14 protein-coding genes are annotated in these 19398 nt (G+C 71.3%); 9 read left to right on the top strand and 5 right to left on the bottom strand.

Features of this window, described 5'->3' with window-relative positions; genetic code table 11:
* Nucleotides 1–24: 24 nt before the first annotated feature.
* The 4 genes from ACWF9Z_RS17080 to ACWF9Z_RS17065 all read right to left on the bottom strand — a co-directional run bounded on the left by ACWF9Z_RS17080 (nucleotide 25) and on the right by ACWF9Z_RS17065 (nucleotide 8106).
* A complete protein-coding gene (locus tag ACWF9Z_RS17080) occupies nucleotides 25–945 on the bottom strand; it encodes a MurR/RpiR family transcriptional regulator (protein WP_453602901.1) in 921 nt (306 codons plus the stop codon).
* A gap of 97 nt (nucleotides 946–1042) precedes the next feature.
* Nucleotides 1043–3319, bottom strand: a complete 2277-nt coding sequence (locus ACWF9Z_RS17075) for a HelD family protein (protein ID WP_453602899.1) — start codon at nucleotides 3317–3319, stop codon at nucleotides 1043–1045.
* Nucleotides 3320–3478: 159 nt separating this feature from the next.
* Nucleotides 3479–4486: a DNA polymerase Y family protein gene (locus tag ACWF9Z_RS17070; RefSeq protein ID WP_453602897.1), complete on the bottom strand. Its 1008-nt coding sequence runs from the start codon at nucleotides 4484–4486 to the stop codon at nucleotides 3479–3481.
* Between the two features lie 5 nt (nucleotides 4487–4491).
* Complete coding sequence (locus ACWF9Z_RS17065; RefSeq protein WP_453602896.1) at nucleotides 4492–8106, bottom strand: DNA polymerase III subunit alpha; 3615 nt, start codon at nucleotides 8104–8106, stop codon at nucleotides 4492–4494.
* 274 nt (nucleotides 8107–8380) lie between these two features.
* Here ACWF9Z_RS17065 and ACWF9Z_RS17060 point away from each other — a divergent pair, with 274 nt between their 5' ends.
* From ACWF9Z_RS17060 to ACWF9Z_RS17050, 3 genes are all read left to right on the top strand, one after another.
* Nucleotides 8381–8908: a hypothetical protein gene (locus ACWF9Z_RS17060; RefSeq protein ID WP_453602894.1), complete on the top strand. Its 528-nt coding sequence runs from the start codon at nucleotides 8381–8383 to the stop codon at nucleotides 8906–8908.
* Between the two features lie 950 nt (nucleotides 8909–9858).
* Nucleotides 9859–11112: a DUF2716 domain-containing protein gene (locus tag ACWF9Z_RS17055; RefSeq protein WP_453602892.1), complete on the top strand. Its 1254-nt coding sequence runs from the start codon at nucleotides 9859–9861 to the stop codon at nucleotides 11110–11112.
* Between the two features lie 167 nt (nucleotides 11113–11279).
* Nucleotides 11280–12647 carry an SMI1/KNR4 family protein gene (locus ACWF9Z_RS17050; RefSeq protein ID WP_453602890.1) on the top strand — a complete coding sequence of 456 codons (1368 nt, stop codon included), beginning with the start codon at nucleotides 11280–11282 and terminating at the stop codon, nucleotides 12645–12647.
* Nucleotides 12648–12767: 120 nt separating this feature from the next.
* Here the strand turns inward: ACWF9Z_RS17050 and ACWF9Z_RS17045 are convergent, their stop codons facing one another.
* A complete protein-coding gene (locus ACWF9Z_RS17045) occupies nucleotides 12768–13691 on the bottom strand; it encodes a LysR family transcriptional regulator (RefSeq protein ID WP_453602889.1) in 924 nt (307 codons plus the stop codon).
* 79 nt (nucleotides 13692–13770) lie between these two features.
* On the opposite strand from ACWF9Z_RS17045, the gene ACWF9Z_RS17040 reads away from it, so the two are divergent.
* The 6 genes from ACWF9Z_RS17040 to ACWF9Z_RS17015 all read left to right on the top strand — a co-directional run bounded on the left by ACWF9Z_RS17040 (nucleotide 13771) and on the right by ACWF9Z_RS17015 (nucleotide 19309).
* The gene (locus tag ACWF9Z_RS17040) at nucleotides 13771–14541 is read left to right on the top strand and encodes an SCO6745 family protein (RefSeq protein ID WP_453602887.1); all 771 of its coding nucleotides are present in this window, start codon (nucleotides 13771–13773) and stop codon (nucleotides 14539–14541) included.
* Nucleotides 14542–14739: 198 nt separating this feature from the next.
* On the top strand, nucleotides 14740–15072 hold the full coding sequence (locus ACWF9Z_RS17035; protein ID WP_453602885.1) for a metalloregulator ArsR/SmtB family transcription factor: 333 nt from the start codon (nucleotides 14740–14742) through the stop codon (nucleotides 15070–15072).
* Nucleotides 15069–15851, top strand: a complete 783-nt coding sequence (locus ACWF9Z_RS17030; RefSeq protein WP_453602883.1) for a DUF2071 domain-containing protein — start codon at nucleotides 15069–15071, stop codon at nucleotides 15849–15851. The genes ACWF9Z_RS17035 and ACWF9Z_RS17030 overlap by 4 nt, the downstream gene beginning before the upstream one ends.
* A gap of 129 nt (nucleotides 15852–15980) precedes the next feature.
* Nucleotides 15981–17651, top strand: coding sequence for an IS21 family transposase (istA, locus tag ACWF9Z_RS17025; protein WP_453602882.1), 1671 nt, complete (start codon nucleotides 15981–15983; stop codon nucleotides 17649–17651).
* A gap of 71 nt (nucleotides 17652–17722) precedes the next feature.
* Nucleotides 17723–18496, top strand: coding sequence for an IS21-like element helper ATPase IstB (gene istB / locus ACWF9Z_RS17020; RefSeq protein WP_453602952.1), 774 nt, complete (start codon nucleotides 17723–17725; stop codon nucleotides 18494–18496).
* Nucleotides 18497–18895: 399 nt separating this feature from the next.
* Complete coding sequence (locus ACWF9Z_RS17015) at nucleotides 18896–19309, top strand: RNHCP domain-containing protein (RefSeq protein ID WP_453602950.1); 414 nt, start codon at nucleotides 18896–18898, stop codon at nucleotides 19307–19309.
* Nucleotides 19310–19398 lie beyond the last annotated feature (89 nt).

Below are 19398 nucleotides of genomic sequence, written 5' to 3'. Positions count from 1 at the left end.
CCGGCCGGGCGGCCGACCGGCTCCCTAGAGGAAGAATCCGTGCTGGTCGGCGGCCTGCTCGTACCCTTCGAGCCGGGCCTGTGTCCGCTCGGGGTCGGCGTCGGCCATCGCCTGGAGCAGCGCGGCGGACAGCAGGCCCGGCGCCGCGTACGAGTCGAAGACGAGCCGCGACCCGGTGCCGGCCGTCAGCGCCACGTCGGCCTCGTCCACCAGCGGGCCGAGCGTACGGTCCGTGATCAGCGCGACACGGAGCCCCGCCCTGCGGGCGACCCGCAGGGCCGCCAGGGTCTCCTTCGCGTGCCGGGGCATGGCGAAGGCGAGGACCCAGTTGCCGCCGGCCGCCCGCGCCTGCAGGAGCGCGTCGAAGGCGACGCTGCCGCCGCTGGTCACCAGACGCACGTCGGGGTGGATGCGGCGGGCCGCGTAGGCGAAGTACTCCGCGAGGGAGACCGAGATCCGCAGCCCGAGCACCGTCAGCGGCACCGAACGGGCCAGCTCCCGGCCGATGTCGAGCACTTGATTGGTGTCGGCGAGCAGCCTGCGCACGTTCTCCAGGTTCTCGATCTCGGCGTCGACGGCCGCCTGCAGCTCGTTGCGGCGGGTCTGTTCGCGGCCGTCCGGGGATCCGGCCACCGCGCTGAGCGCGATCGGCTGGAGCATCTCGCGCAGGGCCGGATAGCCGCTGAACCCGAGGGCCGCCGCGAACCGGGTCACGGACGGCTGGCTCACGCCGGCCCGTTCGGCGAGTTCGGTGATCGAGAGGAAAGCGGCCTCGGTGAGGTGGTCGACCAGGTACTGGGCGATCCGCCGCTGCCCCGGGGAGAGCTGGTGTCCGTCGAAGAGCGCCTGGACCCGGTCGGCCGGCGCACGCACGTGGTCGGCGGCCGCCTGCCCGCTCGGCGTGATCGCGGCCGCTTGTGCGCGCGCGTGCTGCCCCGATGACACGACGGTCCTCCCTCTCCTACCACTGCGGTTCCAACATAGCTCACGGCACCCGGCTGACCAGCGTGCTTGCCGCTTCCCGCCGCCCTCTCGTCCTGACCTACGGCTGCGCGTCCAGCCCCTCCGGCAGCCGGCCGGTGTGCACCACCCCGAGGGTCTGGGTGGCGCGCGTCAGGGCCACGTAGAGATCGCTGGGCTCGTGCTCCGCCGGTTCCACGACGATCACGGTGTCGAATTCCAGGCCCTTGGCCTGGCGCGGCGCCAGCAGGACGACCGGACGGGTGAGGTCCGGCTCCTCCCCCGCGCGGACGCCGGGCAGCGCGGCCGCCAGCGCCCCGTGCAGCGGGCGCGGGGCGATCACCGCGAGGCGGCCCTCGGCCGGGGCGCCCTCGCGTACGGCCCCGGCGACCGCGGCGGCCAGGTCGCCCGTCTCCCGGATCCAGGGCCGCCGGCCCGTGGACCGGATCGAACGCGGGGGTTCGAAGCCGGGGTGGCGGGCCCGGAGCACGGCGGCCGCGACGTCCATGATCTCGGCGGGCGTGCGGTAGTTGACGCCGAGCCGTACGAGCTCCCAGCGGTCCTCGACGTAGGGGCTCAGGATCTGCTGCCACGAGCCGCAGCCGGCCTCGTCGCCGGTCTGGGCGGGGTCGCCCACCAGCGTCATCGAACGGGTCGGGCAGCGCCGCATCAGCAGGCGCCACGCCATGGCCGACAGCTCCTGCGCCTCGTCCACGATGACGTGGCCGAAGGCCCAGGTGCGGTCGGCGGCGGCCCGCTCGGCGGCGCTGCGGTGGTCGTCCTCCTCCTGCCGCTCCGCCATCCGCTCGGCGTCGATGAGGTCGTGGGCCGCGAGGAACTCGCTCTCCATGTCCTCGAACTCGTACGACTCCGATCCGGCGGACAGGTCAAGGACGCCCTGGGCGTACGCGATGCGCTCGAGGCGGTCCCGCTGCTCGGCGGCGCGGAGCGCGGTGTCGTCGACGCCGAGCAGTTCGGCGGCCTCGTCGAGCAGCGGGACGTCGGCCGGCGTCCAGTCGGCTTCGGCCGTCGTCGTACGGCGGATCAGTTCGGCTTCCCGCGCGGGGAGGTGGGTGGGGTCGGCGAGGTAGTCGGCGATCAGTTGCCGGGGCGTGAGCTTCGGCCACAGCGTGTCGATGGCGGCGTGCACCTCGGCGCTGGTGGCGATCTCCTTGGCCAGCAGGGCGACGTCGTCGGGGCCGAGCAGGTTGGGGCCGCCGTACGGGTCGGCGCCGAGCCGGTCGGCGAGCTGTGCGGTGAGCGCGTCGATGACGCGGAAGGCGAAGTGGGGGCGCGCCAGGTTGTGCGGCAGCCCGGTGGCGCGGGCCCGGTCCCGGGCCTCGTGGGCCATGGTCCGGTCGAGCAGCAGGGTGCCGTAGTCGTCGTGGTCGATCTCCAGGGCGGGTTCGGGGACCCGGTCGGTCTCCTCGCCGCTCCCCGCGGGCACGGTCTCGGGCAGCGCCTGCCGGTCGCCCACGACCTGGGCGAGGATCCCGGCCATCGCGGCGCGGCCCTTGACCGCGGCGGCGCCGGGGCGGTCGACGGCCGTCGCGCGGACGCCGGGGAAGAGCTCGCCGGGGGTGGCGAGCAGGACGCCGGTCTCGCCGAGGGCGGGGAGCACCTCGCCGATGTAGCCGAGGAAGGCCGGGTTCGGCCCGACGATCAGTACGCCGCGCTTGGCGAGCTGCTCGCGGTGCGCGTAGAGGAGGTACGCGGCCCGGTGCAGGGCCACGGCGGTCTTGCCGGTGCCCGGTCCGCCCTCCACGACCAGGATCCCGTGGTGGGTGGAGCGGATGATGCGGTCCTGTTCGGCCTGGATGGTCTGCACGATGTCGTGCATCCGGCCGGTCCGTGCGGCGTCGAGCGCGGACAGGAGCACGGCGTCCGCGTCGGCCCCTTCGTGTCCCGTGCGCTCGGTGTCGGCGAGGTCGAGGATCTCGTCGTGCAGGGCCGTGACCTCGCGTCCCCGCGTGGTGAGGTGGCGGCGTCGGCGCAGCCCCATGGGGGAATGGCCCGTCGCGAGGTAGAACGGGCGCGCGACATCGGCACGCCAGTCGAGTACGAGCGGAGTGCGTTCGGTGTCGTCCTGCCTGATGCCGATGCGCCCGATGTGGTGGTCCCGGCCGTCGGAGAACTCGAGCCGGCCGAAGCAGAGGCCGTTCTCCCCCGAGTTCAGAGCGGAAAGCAGACCGGACTGCTCAGCGACCATGACGTCCCGTTCGAGCCGAGCCTGGAACCCGCTGCCGACCGCGCCGAGCGCCCCCCGCATGGCGCGTTCGGCCTGGTCACGCAGATCGTCCAGGCGCCCGTAGAGGGTGGTGATGAATTGCTGCTCATTCCGGAATTCTTCGGTTGACAATTCCACTCCTGACGCGATACAGTGTCCCCATAAGCTTCTTCACTTCATCGCTCAGCGAAGATGTGAAACATCAAATATACACAAACAAACACCCCGGACTCAATCGGTCCGGGGTGTTTTTTGTATGACCGGCGCGGGTCTTATCGGGGGCCTATTTCCCTACGATCCGGCGAGGGTCGCCGGTTTGACGGCGTCGGGGCCGTAGCGGGCGCGGGCACGGTCGGCGGCGGCCTCGACGGCGAGCGCCTGGTCGTCGGCCGGGTCGAAGCTGAGCTGCCTCCTGGCCTCGGAGGCCGGACGCAGGGCGTCGGCGCGGAGGTCGAAGGAGCGTACGCGGGCGCGCTGGAGGCCGAGGAGGCGGTACAGATCCTGGACGGCTCCGGTCAAGGGGCGGGTGTGGTGGGTGGGTTCGCTCAGGGTCCGGCTCCGGGTGGTCGTGGTGCGGTCGGCGTAGCGGACGGTGAGGGTGAGGCCGGTGGCTGCCTGGCCTTCCCCGCGGAGGCGGGCTCCGAGCCGGTGGGCGAGGCCGAGGAGGGCGCGGTGGTGCTGGTCCGCGTCGAGGCAGTCGGCGTCGAAGGTGTGGCCGGCGCTCATGGTTTTGGGGAGGGGCCGGGGTTCCACGGGGCGCGGGTCCTCGCCGTGGGCGCGGGCGTGCAGGGCGCGGCCGGTGGCCGATCCGAAGAGCCTGGTCAGGGTGGGCAGGGGCGCGTCGGCGAGGTCCCCGATGGTGTGCAGTCCGTACCTGGCCAGCGCGGTCGCGGTGGCGGGACCGACTCCGTAGAGGGCGGCGACGGGGCGGGGGCGAAGCCAGGCGGTGACCTCCGCCCCGGTGAGGACGGTGGTTTCGCCGAGGGGCGTGAAGGCGGCCGTCATCGTGGCGAGCATGCGGTTGGGCGCGACGGCGCAGGTCGTCCGTACGCCGTGGAGGGCCAGGGTCCGCAGGCGCAGGAGGGCGGCCAGGTCTTCGGCGTCGCGCTGCCAGTAGCGCAGGGATCCGGTGATGTCGAGGTGGGCGGTGTCGGGCGGGATCGGCTGGACGCGGGGGGTGATGTCGGCGGTGAGGTCGAGGAGCTGGCCGTACAGCCCGGTGTCGGCGCCGTCGGGGAAGTGGAAGCGGGCGTTGAGGATCTGCTGGTGGGGACCCGGTCCGCCGGGGCTCTGCTTCATGGGGGTCACCCCGCCGATCCGGGGCTCGTGTAGCCGAGGGAGGTGAGGTCGGCGGCGCGGGTGCCGGCGGGCTGGAGGTCCGCGTAGGGGTGGAGGCGGGCTCCTGCGGTGCCGTTGGCGAGGGTGCGCGCCGGGGCGTTGCGGTCCGGGGCCGGGGCGGAGCCGTTCTGGGCGGGCGTGGGGGCGGGGCCGGAGCGGCCGAGGAGGGCGAGGGCGGCCTCCGGGCCGTGGTCGCGGCGGGCGGCCGCGATCTCTTCGAGGTTCCAGACCATCTGGCCGACGACGGTGCGGCGCGGACCGCGGGCCTCGACGGTGCCGCGGACCAGGAGCAGCCCGGAGTGGAAGACGGTGTGGGCACAGGCGTCGTGGCTGTCCTCGAAGAACGCGATGTCGACGAGGCCCCGGCCGTCCTCCAGGGTCACGAAGATGACCCTCTTGCCCGAGGGGATCGGGGGCGTCTGCGTAGAGGCGCGGACGCCCGCGACGAGGACCCGCTGTCCCGGGCGCATCGATGCGAGGTGGGCGGAGTCGGTGGCGCCGAGCTCGCGGAGCAGTCGGTGGTGGTGCTCCATCAAGTGGTGGGAGACGTCGATGGACAGGACGTCGATCTCGGCGGCGAGTGCCTCGCGACTGGTCATCTCCGGGAGTCCCGAAGACTGGGCGGTGACGAGTTCGCCGCCCAGTGCCAGTTGCCCGTCGACGGCGCGGGCCCGGGTGTGGCGGTGGAGTTCGGCGACCTGGAGCAGGAGGTCCCGGCGGGTGAGGGGTCCGCGCAGGGGGTCGAGGGCGCCGATCTGGATGAGGCGCTCGGCGATCGGCAGCGCGGAGCGGGCCCGCTCCCAGAAGTCCTGCAGCCCGTTGTACGGCTGCCCGGCGGCGATCCGGTCCACCTGTTCGCCGGAGATTCCCCTCACCGACGCCAGCGAGAGCCGCACGCCCCACGCGCCGCCTTCGACCCGCTCGACCCGGTGGGCGGGCCGGGAGAGGTTGACGTCCACGGGCAGGACCGGCACTCCGTGGCGCCGGGCGTCGGAGACGATCACCCGGGGCGGCCACATCCCGGGGTCGTGTTCGAGCAGTCCGGCGTAGAGGGCGGCCGGGTGGTGGGCCTTGAGCCAGGCGGACTGGAGTGCGGGCACCGCGAAGGCGACGGCGTGCGCGCGGCAGAACCCGTACGCGCCGAACGCCGCGATGATCTCCCAGACCTCGTCGAGGACCGCGTCGGTGTAGCCGTGGGCACCCGCCTCCCGGCGGAACCACGCCTCCACCCGGGGCAGCCGGTCGGGGCCGGCGAGGGCGCGGCGGGCGATCTCGCCCAGTGCCCGGTCGCAGCCGGTCATCACCCTGAAGATCTCGATGATCTGTTCGTGCCAGATGGTCACGCCGTAGGTGTCGGCGAGGACGGGTTCCAGGTCGGGGTGCGGGTAGTGGGGGGCGGCCCCGTGCCGGGCCGCGATGTAGAGGGCGGGCATGCCTCCGGCGACCGGGCCCGGCCGGAACAGGCTGATGTCAGCGATGACGTCCTGGACGCCGCGGGGCTGGAGACGGCCCACGAGGTCCTGCTGGCCGGGGCTCTCCAGCTGGAACATGCCCACGGTCCGGGCCTTCCTGATGAGCTCGAACGCTTCGGGGTCGTCCAGCCGGACGTGGTCGGGGTGGTCGAGGTCGAGCTGCCGGCCGGTGGTGCGGCGGATCTCGGCGACGGCGTGGGCCATCGCCGACTGCATCCGTACTCCCAGGACGTCCAGTTTCACCAGGCCCAGGGCTTCGACGTCGTGCTTGTCCGCCTGGACCATCGGGTACCGGCCGCCCGGGGTGGGCTGCACGGGCAGCCGGTCCAGCAGGGCGGCGTCGGAGAGGATCACCCCGCACGGGTGCATGGCGATCCCGCGCGGCAGGGCGTCCAGACCCTCGGCGAGTTCCCACAGCGGGCCGTACGAGGCGGCTTCGGCGGCGAGCTCCTTGAGTTCGGGGAGTTCGGCGAGGGCACCGCGGATGTCGCAGGCCCGGATGTGCGGGAACGATGTGGCGACCTTGTCGACGGTCTGCGGGGGCATGCCGAGGGCGAGGCCGGCATCGCGCAGGGCGTGCCGGGCCCGGTACGTTTCCGGCATCGCGGCGACGGCCACCCTCTCGGTGCCGAACCGTTCGATGATCCTGTCGTAGACCTCCAGCCGGCGGGCCGACTCCACGTCGAGGTCGATGTCGGGGAGCGAGGCCCTCCGGACGCTGAGGAATCGTTCGAACAGCAGGTGGTGTTCGAGGGGGTTCGCCGTGGCGATGAAGAGCGCGTGGTTGACCAGGCTGCCGGCGCCGGAACCGCGGGCCGCGACCCGGATGCCCAGGGCGCGGATGTCCGCGACCACCTGGGCGACCGCCAGGAAGTAGGACTCGAAGCCCATCTTCCCGATGACGGAGAGCTCGTACTCCAGCCGCTCGACCGCCTCCCGGTCCTGGTCCAGGCCGCGCGCGAACATCCCCTCCTCGCAGCGCCGGCGCAGCAGGTCCATGGCGCCGCCGGCGCCGTGGGCCGCGCCCACCACCTCCGGCTCGGGGAAACTGGACCGCCCGAGCCGGCCGGGCCCCGCGATGCCGAGGTCGGCCTCCGGGTCGAGCACGCACTGCTCTGCCGTACGTACGGTCTCCGCGAGCAGCGCCGCCGCCCGGTGCGGACCGGCTCCGGCGGCCTCGGCGATCCGCTCGGCGGCCGCCGCCATGGCGGCGGGCCCCTTCAGCCATCGCTCTCCGGAGTCGAGGCGGCGGCGGTCGATCGGGCGCAGCAGGCGGGCCGAGTCCAGGACGTCGGCGAGGCGGTGCTGGCTGGGGTCGGCGTAGCGGACGGCGTTGGTGAGGACCGCGGGGACTGCCAGCCGGTCGGCGAGCCCGAGGGTGCGGGCGGCGAGGCGCAGCGAGCCGGGCCCGGTGCCGGAGAGCCCGTACCAGAGCACCTCGAGCCGCAGGCCGGGGCCGACGAGCTCGCGCCACGGGGCGAGGAGCCGTTCGGCCAGGTCGGGCCGGCCGGCCTCGAGGGCCCGTACGGGCTCGGAGACCGGACCGAGCACGACCATCAGGCCCTGGTCCGCGTACCGGCGCAGCACGGGCCAGGAGACGACCGGCGGCCCGCCGGCGGCGTCCGCGTGGGCGGCGGAGACCAGCCGGCACAGCCGGGCCCAGCCGCCCGCGTCCCGCGCGAGGAGCGTGACCCGCAGGGCCGGCTCGAGGACGTGCGCCCCGCCCCGCACCGGCGTCCGCGGCGGCCGGGGGGCGCCGGGACGGCCCGTTTCGCGGGGGTCGCGGCCGGGGACGGGGCCCCCGAGGCTGGGGTCCATGAGGCCGGGGCTCATGAGGCCGGGGCCGTGGGTGCCGCCGAGGCCCGGGCTTGCCGGGGCGGAGGACGCGTCGAACGGAGCGACGGCCACGTCGACCCCGAAGACCGGGCGTACCCCGGCCCTCCCGGCGGCCTTCGCGAAGCGGACCGCGCCGGCGACGGTGTCGCGGTCGGTGAGCGCGAGGGTGCCGATACCCCGCTCGACGGCCCGTTTCACCAGGTCAGAGGGGTGGGAGGCGCCGTAGCGAGCCGAGTAGCCACTCGCGACATGAAGGTGCACACCGGCGCACATGAGCCACCTCCGATCGACCGGCCACCCCTTTCCAGCCACCCTGACCAGATCCACCCAGCATATCGAACATAAATCGAACAACGCGAGCGCGTTGCCCGCGGCACGCCCGCCGCATGCCCTCGGTCACGCCCTGTTGTGACTGAGGGCTTCAGTTGTCGAGTGAGCGCACGAGTTGGCGACTGCGACTGGAGCGTGCTGTGTCGTGAGCCGGGACACGGTAGTTGGAACCTGGTCTTGATTGCCCCAGGTCCTGGCTGTGTGAGCCACTAGGTTGATGTGCGTGAAGACGCGGGGGCAGAGGTATCGGTATGTGGGTCCGGCTGAGCTGAAGGCGCTCGTCCGGGCGGGTGGTGAGGGTCGGAACATCCGCTCATCGGCGGACTTCGGCGAGTGGGTCTCTGCGCTGCCCCTGGATGAGTTGGCCGATCCGTTCACGTTCGTCGTCGATAGCGGCGGTGTGCTGCGACTGGCTCCCCGCCGCAGCGAGCACGTGGTGTGTGCCGGCGGCGGAGAGGTGCTGAGCGCCGGTGAGATGAGCTTCCGTGCGGAGCCCGGGCGGTGGGTGGTCGAGGAGGTCAGCAACCAGTCGACCGGCTACTGCCCGGACGCCAGCTCATGGCCAGCCGTGGCCGAGGCCCTGGATCGCATCGGGATCCATCGACCGTCCGGGTTCACGCACGAGGTGGTCTTCCGCCGCTGCCGCTCCTGCCGCGAGCTCAACATCGTGCGGGAGGAGGACTTCGTCTGCGTCTTCTGCGGCGAGGATCTGCCGCAGAAGTGGAACGTGAGGGAGCCCGGGTGACTGGTCAGACAGCGAAGATCGCATCGCGTTGCGAGTGCGGCAGCATGGCGAGGCGACAGGCGAACCAGTTCATCCTTCACGAAGAGTTGTGGTGGGACTCGGAGTTCTCGTGCGACGCCTGCGGCACCTACATGTGCGAACACGCCGGCCCGGGACGGGCACCTGATGATGTCCGGGAGGCCCTACTCGCAGCGCACGGACCCGTCAGACTGCAGTTGGCCGGTCCGATTCCCAGTCTCGTCCCAGCTTTGAAGGTCTTTCGGGAGGTGTCAGCGGCCTCGTTGTCGCGGGCTCGTGAGCTGGTCGGGGAACTGAGTCACGATGGTCTGGTGGGGACGTTGTCGGAAATGGAATTCCTGAAGGCCCGGCTGCAGCTGCGTGGAGTTCCTGTCGACGTCAATCGGTAGGTTCCAACTGCCCTGTCCCAGCTCACCGGGTGAGCTGGGCGGCGTAGGCGTCGAGCAGCGGCTTCATCTGCTGGTAGAAGGGCACTTCGTTCTGCCGGAGCCAGTGTCCGATGGTGAACCGGTTCAGGTTCCATGCCGCGTCGAGCTCGGGATCGTTTCGGGCTCGGTCGGTTTTGGAGCGAATTGGGCTTCGCCTTGGGTGACTTGAGTCCAGAGGTAGGCCATGGCGGCGAGGCCTGCGCGGTCGTCGGAGATGTAGCGGGGACTGGGCCGGCGTTCCAGTTGGTCGGCGATCTGTCGCCATGCTTCCGGTGCCAGTGCCCAGTCGGCGAGGAGGGTGCGGCGGTGCTGGTAGTCGATCAGTGGTGAGGAGGCGAGTTCTGCGGCGATCAGGCGGTGGGCGGCGCACGGGACGAGTTCTGCGAGGTCAGGCGCCTTTAGAAGGAAGGTGACCGTTCCGAGGGCTGCCTTTCGGGTGTCCGGACAGCACTGACAACCGGTTGTACGGACAGTTGCGATCCGACAGTACGTAGGCTCCCGATCATGGAAATGGGTGACTGGTGGGCGATGTACGAGGCCCTGCGGGGGCGGGTTCCCGCGTGGCATCCGGTCGGGCTGGTCGTCGAGGTCGACGGGCCGGTCGTGCGCCGGCACTACGGCACGCACGGCACCGCGGAGCACGCCCCCCTCATGCCCGGCACGGACACCGCCTCGATGGTGCGCCGCCAGCAGGAGGCCTTCGCGGCACGCAACGAGCCCGTGGAGTGGAAGGTCTACGGGCACGACTCGCCCGGCCTGGTACGGGAGCTGACAGCGGCGGGGTTCGCCCCGGGCTGGATGCGTTCCGTGCTGATCGCCGCCCCGCTGCCCGGCGAGCGGCCTGACGTTCCGGAGCCTCGGGAGGGGGTGCACGGCCTGTACCGCGTACGGGAACCGGCGGAACTGGTCTGGGACATCGCCGTCGGTTCGCCTGGCCCGCACGCGGCGCCGTACGCAGAGATGGTCGCGGATGGCTCGTCGGACGAGGGCGACGTCCTCATCGAGGTCCTGCTGGAGGACGGGGTCGTCACCGGGGTCGCCTGGGCGCACGCCGATGAACTCCCCTTCACCCTCATCGGCGGCTTCACCAGCGACGCCCCTGACCTCGTCAAAGCCTGCACCGACCGGTGGCGGCGGAGCCGGCTCCGTCGCCCCCTGCTCGCCGAGGCCGACGGCTCTCTGCGTGAGGGGCTCCTGGAGGCCGGCTTCACCGAGGTCACCACGGTCCGCTCCTACCACTGGAGTCCGCCGGGCAGCCCCGAGACGACCCGGCCCGCACAGTTCCTCGACTCGCTCCACGACGACGGTCCTCTGTGGGACCGCTTCTCCGCGGACTTCGACTTCAAGCCGAGCACCACGTACCTGCCCGCGATCACCGACCCCGATCCCTCCGCGGTCTGGAACCTGCACTCCCACCACCGGCTCCTCCCGGACCTCTTCGAACGGCTCGACGCGACCGTCCAGCGCGCACTGCTCGCCGCCACCGAGCCCGGGGAGTTCGTCTACTGGCTCGACTGGAACCACGACGGCTACCGCTACGACCCACGCCGCACCGGCGTCCCGGGACGGCCGGCCCGACCCGGCAAAGGCACCTATCCCGACGGCGATTACTACCTCCAGGTCACCGACGACCTGCGCCTCGGAACCTTTGGCCACCCCTGGGAACAGACACTGACCGTCTGGGGGCCGAAGCTGCTCGCGGCCGTCGAGGGGGACCTGAACGAGCTGTTCGGGAAGCCGATCAGGCGCCGTGGCTGAAGGCGCCGGCCCCGCGTTGCGTCCTATCTGTCCGATGAGCACGGGCCTGGTCGTGCCGTGCACTCGAGTCGCCGGGCGGGCAGGCAGGGCTCTGGCCGGGGCTCGTGGCGGCTGCGGCAGCGGCCCTCGCCGCTTCCGCTGTCACCGGCTCCGCGTACGGTCTGCGCATGGTCGATCTGAATCCCCCCTTGTCATCGGTGCACGATTTCGCGACCTGGGAGCCCGTACTGCGGCTCCTCCTCGCCGGTGGCACGGACCGGACGGCCGCGTGCTCCAGGCGTGTGGCGGGCCGTATCGGCCGCCACGGCTGGAGCCCTGCCCTGCCGCAGGGCATGTCGCCGGCGGACCGGACCGCGGTGGAGGAGGTACAGAGGGCGCTCGCGCGCGGCGGCGTCGAGGAGATCGCGTTCAGCGCGGAGTTCCGACCGGACGGAAGGACCACGCTCGGGCTGGTCCTGCCCAGTCCGGTCGTGGAAACCGCTGTCGGCCACCCCGGCCTGGGGGTGCTCCTTCTGGTCGAGGGCACCCGCCCCGATCCCTGGCGGCACCTTCCCGACGCGCTGCCCGGAGTGGCGCCGGCTCCTTCGGCGGACCCGGAACTGCTGGAGCGCACGCTCCGCGCGCGGCTGCCCGAAGACACCGTCGGCGCGACGGAGGAGGAAATCTCCGCCGCCGAAGCACGCCTGGGCCTCACGCTGTCCGAAGAGCTCAAAGTGCTCTACCGGGTGACCCCGCGATGGGAGGACTGGGGCGACGACGAGGAGGCCACGGACCGGGTCAACACGGCGGTCGGCTGCGAGTTCTCCGCCCTGGAACACCTGTACACCGTGGACGAGTCGAACCGCCCGTACCGCTGGTGGGACCTCGGCACGACGGAGGCGGTCAGCACCCCGTCCGACGCCGCGGTGCAGAACCTCGCCGGCTCACCGGGCTGGCTCGCCTTCGGGACCAACGGCGGCGACGACTTCGCGGTCGACCTGACACCCGGCCCGGGCGGATACACGGGGCAGGTCATCCTGGTCGGCCACGAGCAGAGCATCGGCGCCGAACTCGTGGCCGACTCCCTCACCGACTTCGTCACGGGCCGGATGGCGGAGGAACGCGGTGACGGCCGCGGGGATCGGCTTCCGGTCGTGGCCAGGGTCGGCGGCGGAAACCCCGGGACCATCCAGGCCGTCGCCCACCCCGCCCTGGAAGTCCTGTCCGTCGGCCCGTCGGACGGCCCGCCGTTCACCCTCGCCCCCCTCTCCGGACTGCCACGTCTGCGCGCCCTCACCGCCTTGCCGGGCACACTGGCCGATCCCCTGGAGGTCGCCGGGCTCACCGGACTGGAGTTCCTGGAACTCGGCGCGCAGGAATGGCGCGTGCTCCTGGACGCCGGAGCCGTCCCGCGCACCCTGCTGGCCGCCGCGGTCAAGGTCCGGGACGGGGACCACCTCCCCGTCGTGGACATCGCCAACGAGATCCTCGCCCTCTGGGACCGGCCCCGGATCGTCCAGACGCTCCTCGAGGGCGACCTCGGCCCCGCGGTATGACCGGCGGGACATCCATGGGAGTTGGGTGGCTCTCACTGGTGGAGGGCCGTCCCGAAGGCGCTTCGTGAGGGCGGTGCGCGGATGGCCTCCGGTCGCACTCGCATTGCGGGGTGCGACGGGTCATTCCACGATCGGCGACAGGCCGGCGGCTTGCCCTTCCTCGGAGGCGGTGCGCAGGGCCGCGACGACCGCGGTGGTGGTCGGGTTCGCGTTTTCGGTGTGCCGGGTCGCGGCGAACAGGAGGCGCTGAAGGGGGTGGTCCGCGATGGGGGTCGTACGGATTCCGGGTGTGGCGGGGTCGATGGCCGTACGGGGGACGAGCGCGGTGGCGAGGCCGGTGCGTGCGAGGGTGAGCTGGGCGGCGATGTCGGCGGTGACGTAGCGGGGGGCGGGTGTGAAGCCCGCCCGGTGGCAGCCTCGCAGGATGGCTTGGCCGCAGTCCGTGGTCGGCGGTGGTAGGACGAGGTCGTGCGTGGCGAGTTCCCGCAGGTTGACGGGCCGGCCGTCGCCCGGGCCGGCTGCGGTGACGACGAGCAGCGGGTCGTCGAGCAGCGGTGAGATGTCGACTCCTTGGGGCGTCGCGTCAGGCAGGTGGTGATAGCGCTGCCCCAGCACCACGTCGACGGTTCCCAGCGCGAGCTCGCGCAGTTGCGCCTGGTCGGTCACGAGGCAGGTCACGGTGAGCTGCGGATGGCGTGTACCGAGTGTGGCCAGCGCGGGGGCCACGATCCTGGTGACGGTGGACGGCAGCGCGGCGAGCGTGGCGGTGGCGCCGACCGTGCCCTTGAACGCGGCGATGGCGTTCTCGGCCTCCTCCATGGCGGCGAGGATGCGGTCGGCGTGCTCGAGGAGGAGACGGCCTGCCTCCGTCAGCGCGACGGTTCGCCCGTCGGGGCGCAGCAGGTCCACTCCGACGTCGTTCCTCAGGGCGGCCAGTTGCTGGGACACGGCGCCGGCGGTCAGCTCCAGGGAGTGGGCGGCCGCGGTGATGGAGCCCCGGGCGGCGACGGTCTTGAGCATGTACAGGCGGCGGGTATCGAGCATGATTCGATAGATTAGCTAAAGCGTCCCATGAGAAAAGCGTCTCTTGACCTACCGTGTTGCCGGGCGCGATCTTCGGGCCATGGAAATCTCTCCGTGCATCGCCGCCGTGGCCCGCCCCCTCCACGACTTCGGTGACGAGTTCATGTCCGACAGGGCGACTGCCGAGATCGGCCGGCGTGCCGGGTTCGCGCCGGGCCGCGGCTTCTACTGCCGCGGACGCTTCGGAGTGCTCGGCGAGGCGCCGGTCACGGTGGTCCAAGCGGTACAGGGCTTCCTCGGCCCCCGGCTGGTGACGGCCGGCTGGCTCGCGGGACGGCCCGTGATGCCGGCGCAAGAGGCCGCCGCCTGCTACGCGCAGGCCGTCCGCGCCTGGGGACGCGCGCACATTCCCGCCGGTGCCGACGTGGAGCGCTTCAACCACCTGGCGCAGCGGCTGATCGATTCCGCCGACGCCGACGCACTGCCCCTGTTCGCCGGCTGGCGCGCGCAGGCGTGTCCGGGCGACGACCCGGCCGGCGCGGCCATGCAGCGCATCCACGTACTACGGGAACACCGGGGCGCCTGCCATCTGGCGGCGGTGCGCCGGTGCGGGCTCAGCGCCCGAGCGGCCATGGTCATCGACCTCGGTGTCGAACGGGCGGCCCACTACGGCTGGCAGGAGCCGCAGCCGGTCGACACGGCCCAGATCTCCCGCCGGCACCGCGCCGAGCGGCTCACCGACGAGATGCAGATGCCGCTCTATGCCGGTCTGACCAACCGGCAGCGCACCGAATTCGCCCGGCTCGTCGACGAGTTGACCTCCCGGCCGAGCGGGGCCGCGTCGCCGCCGGCCCGCCCGAGCCTCTCCTGAAGAGCCCCGGCGGGGTGCGGGTGGGCGGCGGACGCTCGGGGAATCGACGACGGGCCGGGCCAGCCCCCGTCCGGTCCGACCGGGCCAGCCCCGGTCCGGACCGGGCCAGTCCCGTCCGGACCGGGTCCGCGGGAGGCTGGATCGTTTCCGCGCGGAGACGGGTTGTTAGACATTTAGCCATGATGTTAAATACGGGGCATGGCAGAAACCCAGGACGAGGCCGGAGCCTTCCGGGCCCTCGCCGACCCGACGAGGCGTCAGATTCTCGAGGACCTCAGAGGCGGCGAACTCGCTGCCGGCGAGATCGCTAGCAAGTTCCCGATCAGCGCGCCCTCCATCTCACGGCACCTTGGCGTGCTCAAGGGAGCCGGTCTGGTCACCGAGCGCCGGGAAGGCAACCGGATCCTCTACACCTTGGCCGAGGAGCGCCTGGCGATCTGCGTCGGCCGGTTCCTCAGCGCCGTCTGCCCCGAGCAGATCGTCCTGCGACACACCACATGGCGCCATGGGGCGCAGAACGGGGAATCATGAGACAGCCGCGCTTGTCCAGCGTCATCGAACGACGGCTCCTGGTGAACTACCGGGTCGACCCGGACACCGCGGCTCGCCTGCTCCCCGAGCCGCTGCGCCCGCACGTGGTGCAGGGGTACGCGGTCGCGGGCATCTGCCTCCTGCGCCTGGGAAACGTGCGGCCGACCTGGGCACCCGAACCCTTCGGACTGCGGAGCGAGAACGCGGCCCATCGGATCGCCGTCGAATGGGACGGACCCGACGGCCTCGAAACCGGCGTCTACATCCCCCGGAGGGACACCGCCTCGCGCCTCAACGCGTGGGCCGGAGGCCGTGTCTTCCCCGGTGAGCACGGTCGCGCCGATTTCGAGGTGCAGGAGACACCCCGTCAGGTGCGTGTCGCTCTGGCGAGCCGGGACGGCGACACGCGAGTGGACGTCACCGTCGAGCCGGCCGACGAGCTGCGAGCCAGCAAGCTCTTCGCCAACCTCGCAGAGGCTTCCCGGTTCTTCCAAGCGGGGACGCGGGGCTTCTCGCCCACCAGGTCCGGCCACCACATGGACGGCATGGAACTCGAAACCGACGCCTGGCACGTAGAAGCCGGCCACGTCCGCTCCGCCGCGTCGTCCTTCTTCGACGACCCGGACCGCTTCCCGCCGGGGACCGCGACGCTGGACTGCGCACTGATCATGCGCCATGTCCCGGCCTCCTGGCGGCCGCTCCCGGCCATGGCGACGAACCGAGATGAGTTCTTCGGGGTAGTTGGGCGCCACATTTCCGGTGGGTTTGGGCGCCAGTGATTTTCCGGTGAGATCGGGCTCCACTTGGTGTGATGGTCTGTGACATGCCACTTTCGGCGTAATCGGTGGTTGTGGGCCGTTTGGCCGTCACGCTGTGCCTGTTGATCACGGTCCAGGTCAGGGAGACCGATGGTGCACAGGTCGCGTGAGGTGTTGTACGAGAAGATCCGGCAGGCCCGGCGGGAGCAAGGGTTGTCGGGCCGGGAGCTGGCGTTGCGGTTCAAGGTGTCGCGACGGACGGTGCGGCATGCGTTGGAGTTTCCGGTGCCGCCGAAGCGAAAGTCGCCGCCGCCGCGGCCGAGTGTGCTGGAGCCAGTGAAGGTCTTCATCGACCAGATGCTGCGCGAGGACGTGGACGCTCCGGCGAAGCAGCGGCACACGATCGTGCGGATCATGGAGCGTCTCGCGGCGGAGCAGGATTTCGAGCTGGCCCGCAACATCACGGTGTGGGAGTACGTCCGCAAACGGCGCCCGCAGATCAAGGCGGAGGCGTTGGAGGGCCGCCGTCATCTGGACGGTGTGGTCCCGCAGGCGAAGCGGCCGGGTGAGGAGGCGGAGGTCGACTTCGCGGACTTCTGGCTGGACCTGGCCGGTCAGCGCCGCAAGTGCGTCCTGTTCACCCTGCGTCTGTCCTACAGCGGCAAGGCCGTCCACCGCGTTTATGCCACCGCCTCGCAGGAAGCGTTCCTGGGGGGGCATGCGGAGGCGTTCGCGGTGCTGGGCGGGGTGCCCTCGGTCCACATCCGGTACGACAACCTGCGGCCCGCGGTCAAGCAGGTGCTGTTCGGACGCTCGCGGCTGGAGTCGACCCGGTGGGCGTCGTTCAAGTCGTGGTACCAGTTCTCGGCGTTCTACTGCGCGCCGGGCGAGGCCGGCGCACATGAGAAGGGCGGCGTCGAACACGAGGGCGGCCGATTCCGCAGGAAGCACCTGGTCCCGCCACCTGAGGTGGAGTCGCTGGCGGAGCTCAACGAACGGCTCGCCGCGATCGACATCGCAGAGGATGCCCGGCACATCCACGGCAGGCCGACCTCGATCGGCTTCGACTTCGAGGCCGAACGCGACCAGCTGCGGCCTCTGCCGGCGGACGACTACGACTGCGGCATTGACCTGACACCAACCGTCGCCCGCAACAGCCGGGTCACCGTGCGCCAGTGCTACTACTCGGTCCCCGCGAAGTTCATCGGCCAGATAGTACGGGTCAAGCTGCGAGCGAACGAGTTGTGGGTCTTCGACGGACGCCAAGTCGTCGCCCGCCACCCGCGCCTGACCAGGCGTTACACCTACCACGACATCCTGGACCACTACCTGGAGATCCTGCTGGTCAAGCCCGGCGCGTTCGCCGGGGCCTCCGCCCTCGCACAGGCCAGGGCCGAGGGCGGCTTCACGAAGGTCCACGAGGCGTTCTGGGCCGCGGCCCAGCAGAAGGCCGGAGACCGCGAGGGCACCAGGATACTCATCGAGGTCCTGCTGTTGCACCGCCAGCTCCCCGGCGAGGCCCTGGTCACCGCGATGGAGACGTGCCTGCGGATCGGCTCCGTCAGCACTGACCTCGTCGCGATCGAGGCCCGCAAGGCGATGGAGGGCACCGACGCCGAGGACGCCGAACTCCTCGACGCCACCGACACCACGTCCGGTCTCGGGACGGAGGGGTCCGGGGCGAGGGTGATCTCCCTGCAAGCGCGCCGTCTGCCGAGCGACCAGCGCACCACGCTGCCCGACATGAGCAAGTACGACCGGCTCCTGGCCCCGACTGCCACCCGCCAGAGCGCCACGAACCAGAAGGGCCACGGAGCATGACCCGCAGCATCACGCTCACCGACCATGACCTGGACCAGGACGAGACCCTGGAGCGGATCCCGCCCCGCCGGATGTCGCTGCCCGGCGACCCCGAGGACATGCTCATCGACGAGGCCTGCCGGGACCTGAAGCTGCCCGCCTTCCGCGAACGGTTCATCGAGCTCGCCACCACCGCTCGGCGCGAGCACGCCACCTACAAGCAGTTCCTCCTCGACCTCCTTCAGACCGAACTCGCCGACCGCGACCTGCGCCGCCAGCAGCGGCTCCTGCGGCTGGCCCGTTTCCCACGGCCCAAGCGGCTTGAGGACTTCGACTTCGCCAAGAACCCCAATGTCACCCCCGAGGTCGTCGCCGACCTGAAATCACCGGCCTGGGTCCGCGAGGGCCGCCCGCTGGTCCTGATCGGTGACAGCGGTACCGGCAAGTCCCACCTGCTCATCGGGATCGGCACGGCGATCGCGGAAGCCGGCCTCTCGGTCCGCTACACCACCACCTCGGCCCTGGTGAACGAGCTCGCCGAAGCCGATGCCAACCGCCGTCTGTCCTCAGTGATCGCCCGCTACAGCAAAATCGACCTTCTCTGTCTGGACGAGTTCGGCTACCTCAACCTGGACCGCAAGGGCGCCAAACTGCTGTTCCAGATCTTCACCGAACGCGAGGAACGCAAGGCCACCGCCGTGGCGACGAATTCCCCGTTCACGGAGTGGGACAAGACCTTCAGCGACGCCCGCCTCTGCGCGGCCATCGCCGACCGGATCACCTTCCGCTGCACCCTGATCCAGACTGGTACCGAGTCCTACCGTTACCAGGCCACCCAGGACTCCCTCTTCCTGCCGGCGAAGTAGCCCTTTCGGGCAGGGTGGCCGGCCTCAATACAGATTTCCGGCACTCCGACGCAGAATGGAAGAATACTCCGCAGCCCACGACCGACTGGGCGCGGAACCGAGACCGGGGAGGTGACGAGATCACGATCTTGTATCCCGCTGTTCGTGCTGTCTGCCAGGGGACGACGCCGACGGCAGTGAGGCTGGACGACACCTACCGGCGGCACGTGGGGCTGCCCGCGTGACAGTGACCGGGACAAATACACAAACCCGGTCGTGGTTCGGATCCAGGGCGCAACGCGCGCTCTGGTGAAGCTGGAGCCGGAAGTAATCGCCTGCGGTGAGAAGCGGCGGTGAACCGCGTCACTCCCCAGTCAAGCCTGCGACCCCTGGCCCGCCAGAGGGAGAGCGAACGGAACCCTGCGCCTCCGAGTTGAAGACCCCTTCGACTCGCTGAGGAGCAGCACCATCAGCAGAACAACCGAAAACACCGGATTCACCTGCGGAAACTGTGGCAAGGCGGTATTGGCACTGGTCAACGGAAGCTACCGCAACCACTGCCCGCACTGCCTGCACTCGCTGCACGTGGACATCATGCCCGGAGACCGTGCCAACGACTGCCGTGCGCTCATGCGCCCGATAGCCGTCGAGCACCACTCCGCCAAGGGCTACATGATCCTCCACGAGTGCACCGGCTGCGGCAGCCAGGGCCGCAACCGCACGGCTGACGACCCGCGCCAAGGCGATGACCTCGAAATAGTCCTCGTTCTCATGCGACAGGTCACCAGCCGCCACCAGGCTGGCCGCGGCAACCGGCGCCGGCTCCGCACCTGACGGTGTGGGGGGGGGCGCCCCCCCCCCGGGGGCCCCCCCCCGGGGGGGGGGAAAGCGCGCCCGAAAATCGCACCCCCCCCCCCGCCGGC

Source organism: Streptomyces sp. NPDC054961, assembly GCF_053609145.1.
This window is presented reverse-complemented; position numbering and strand designations above follow the sequence as displayed.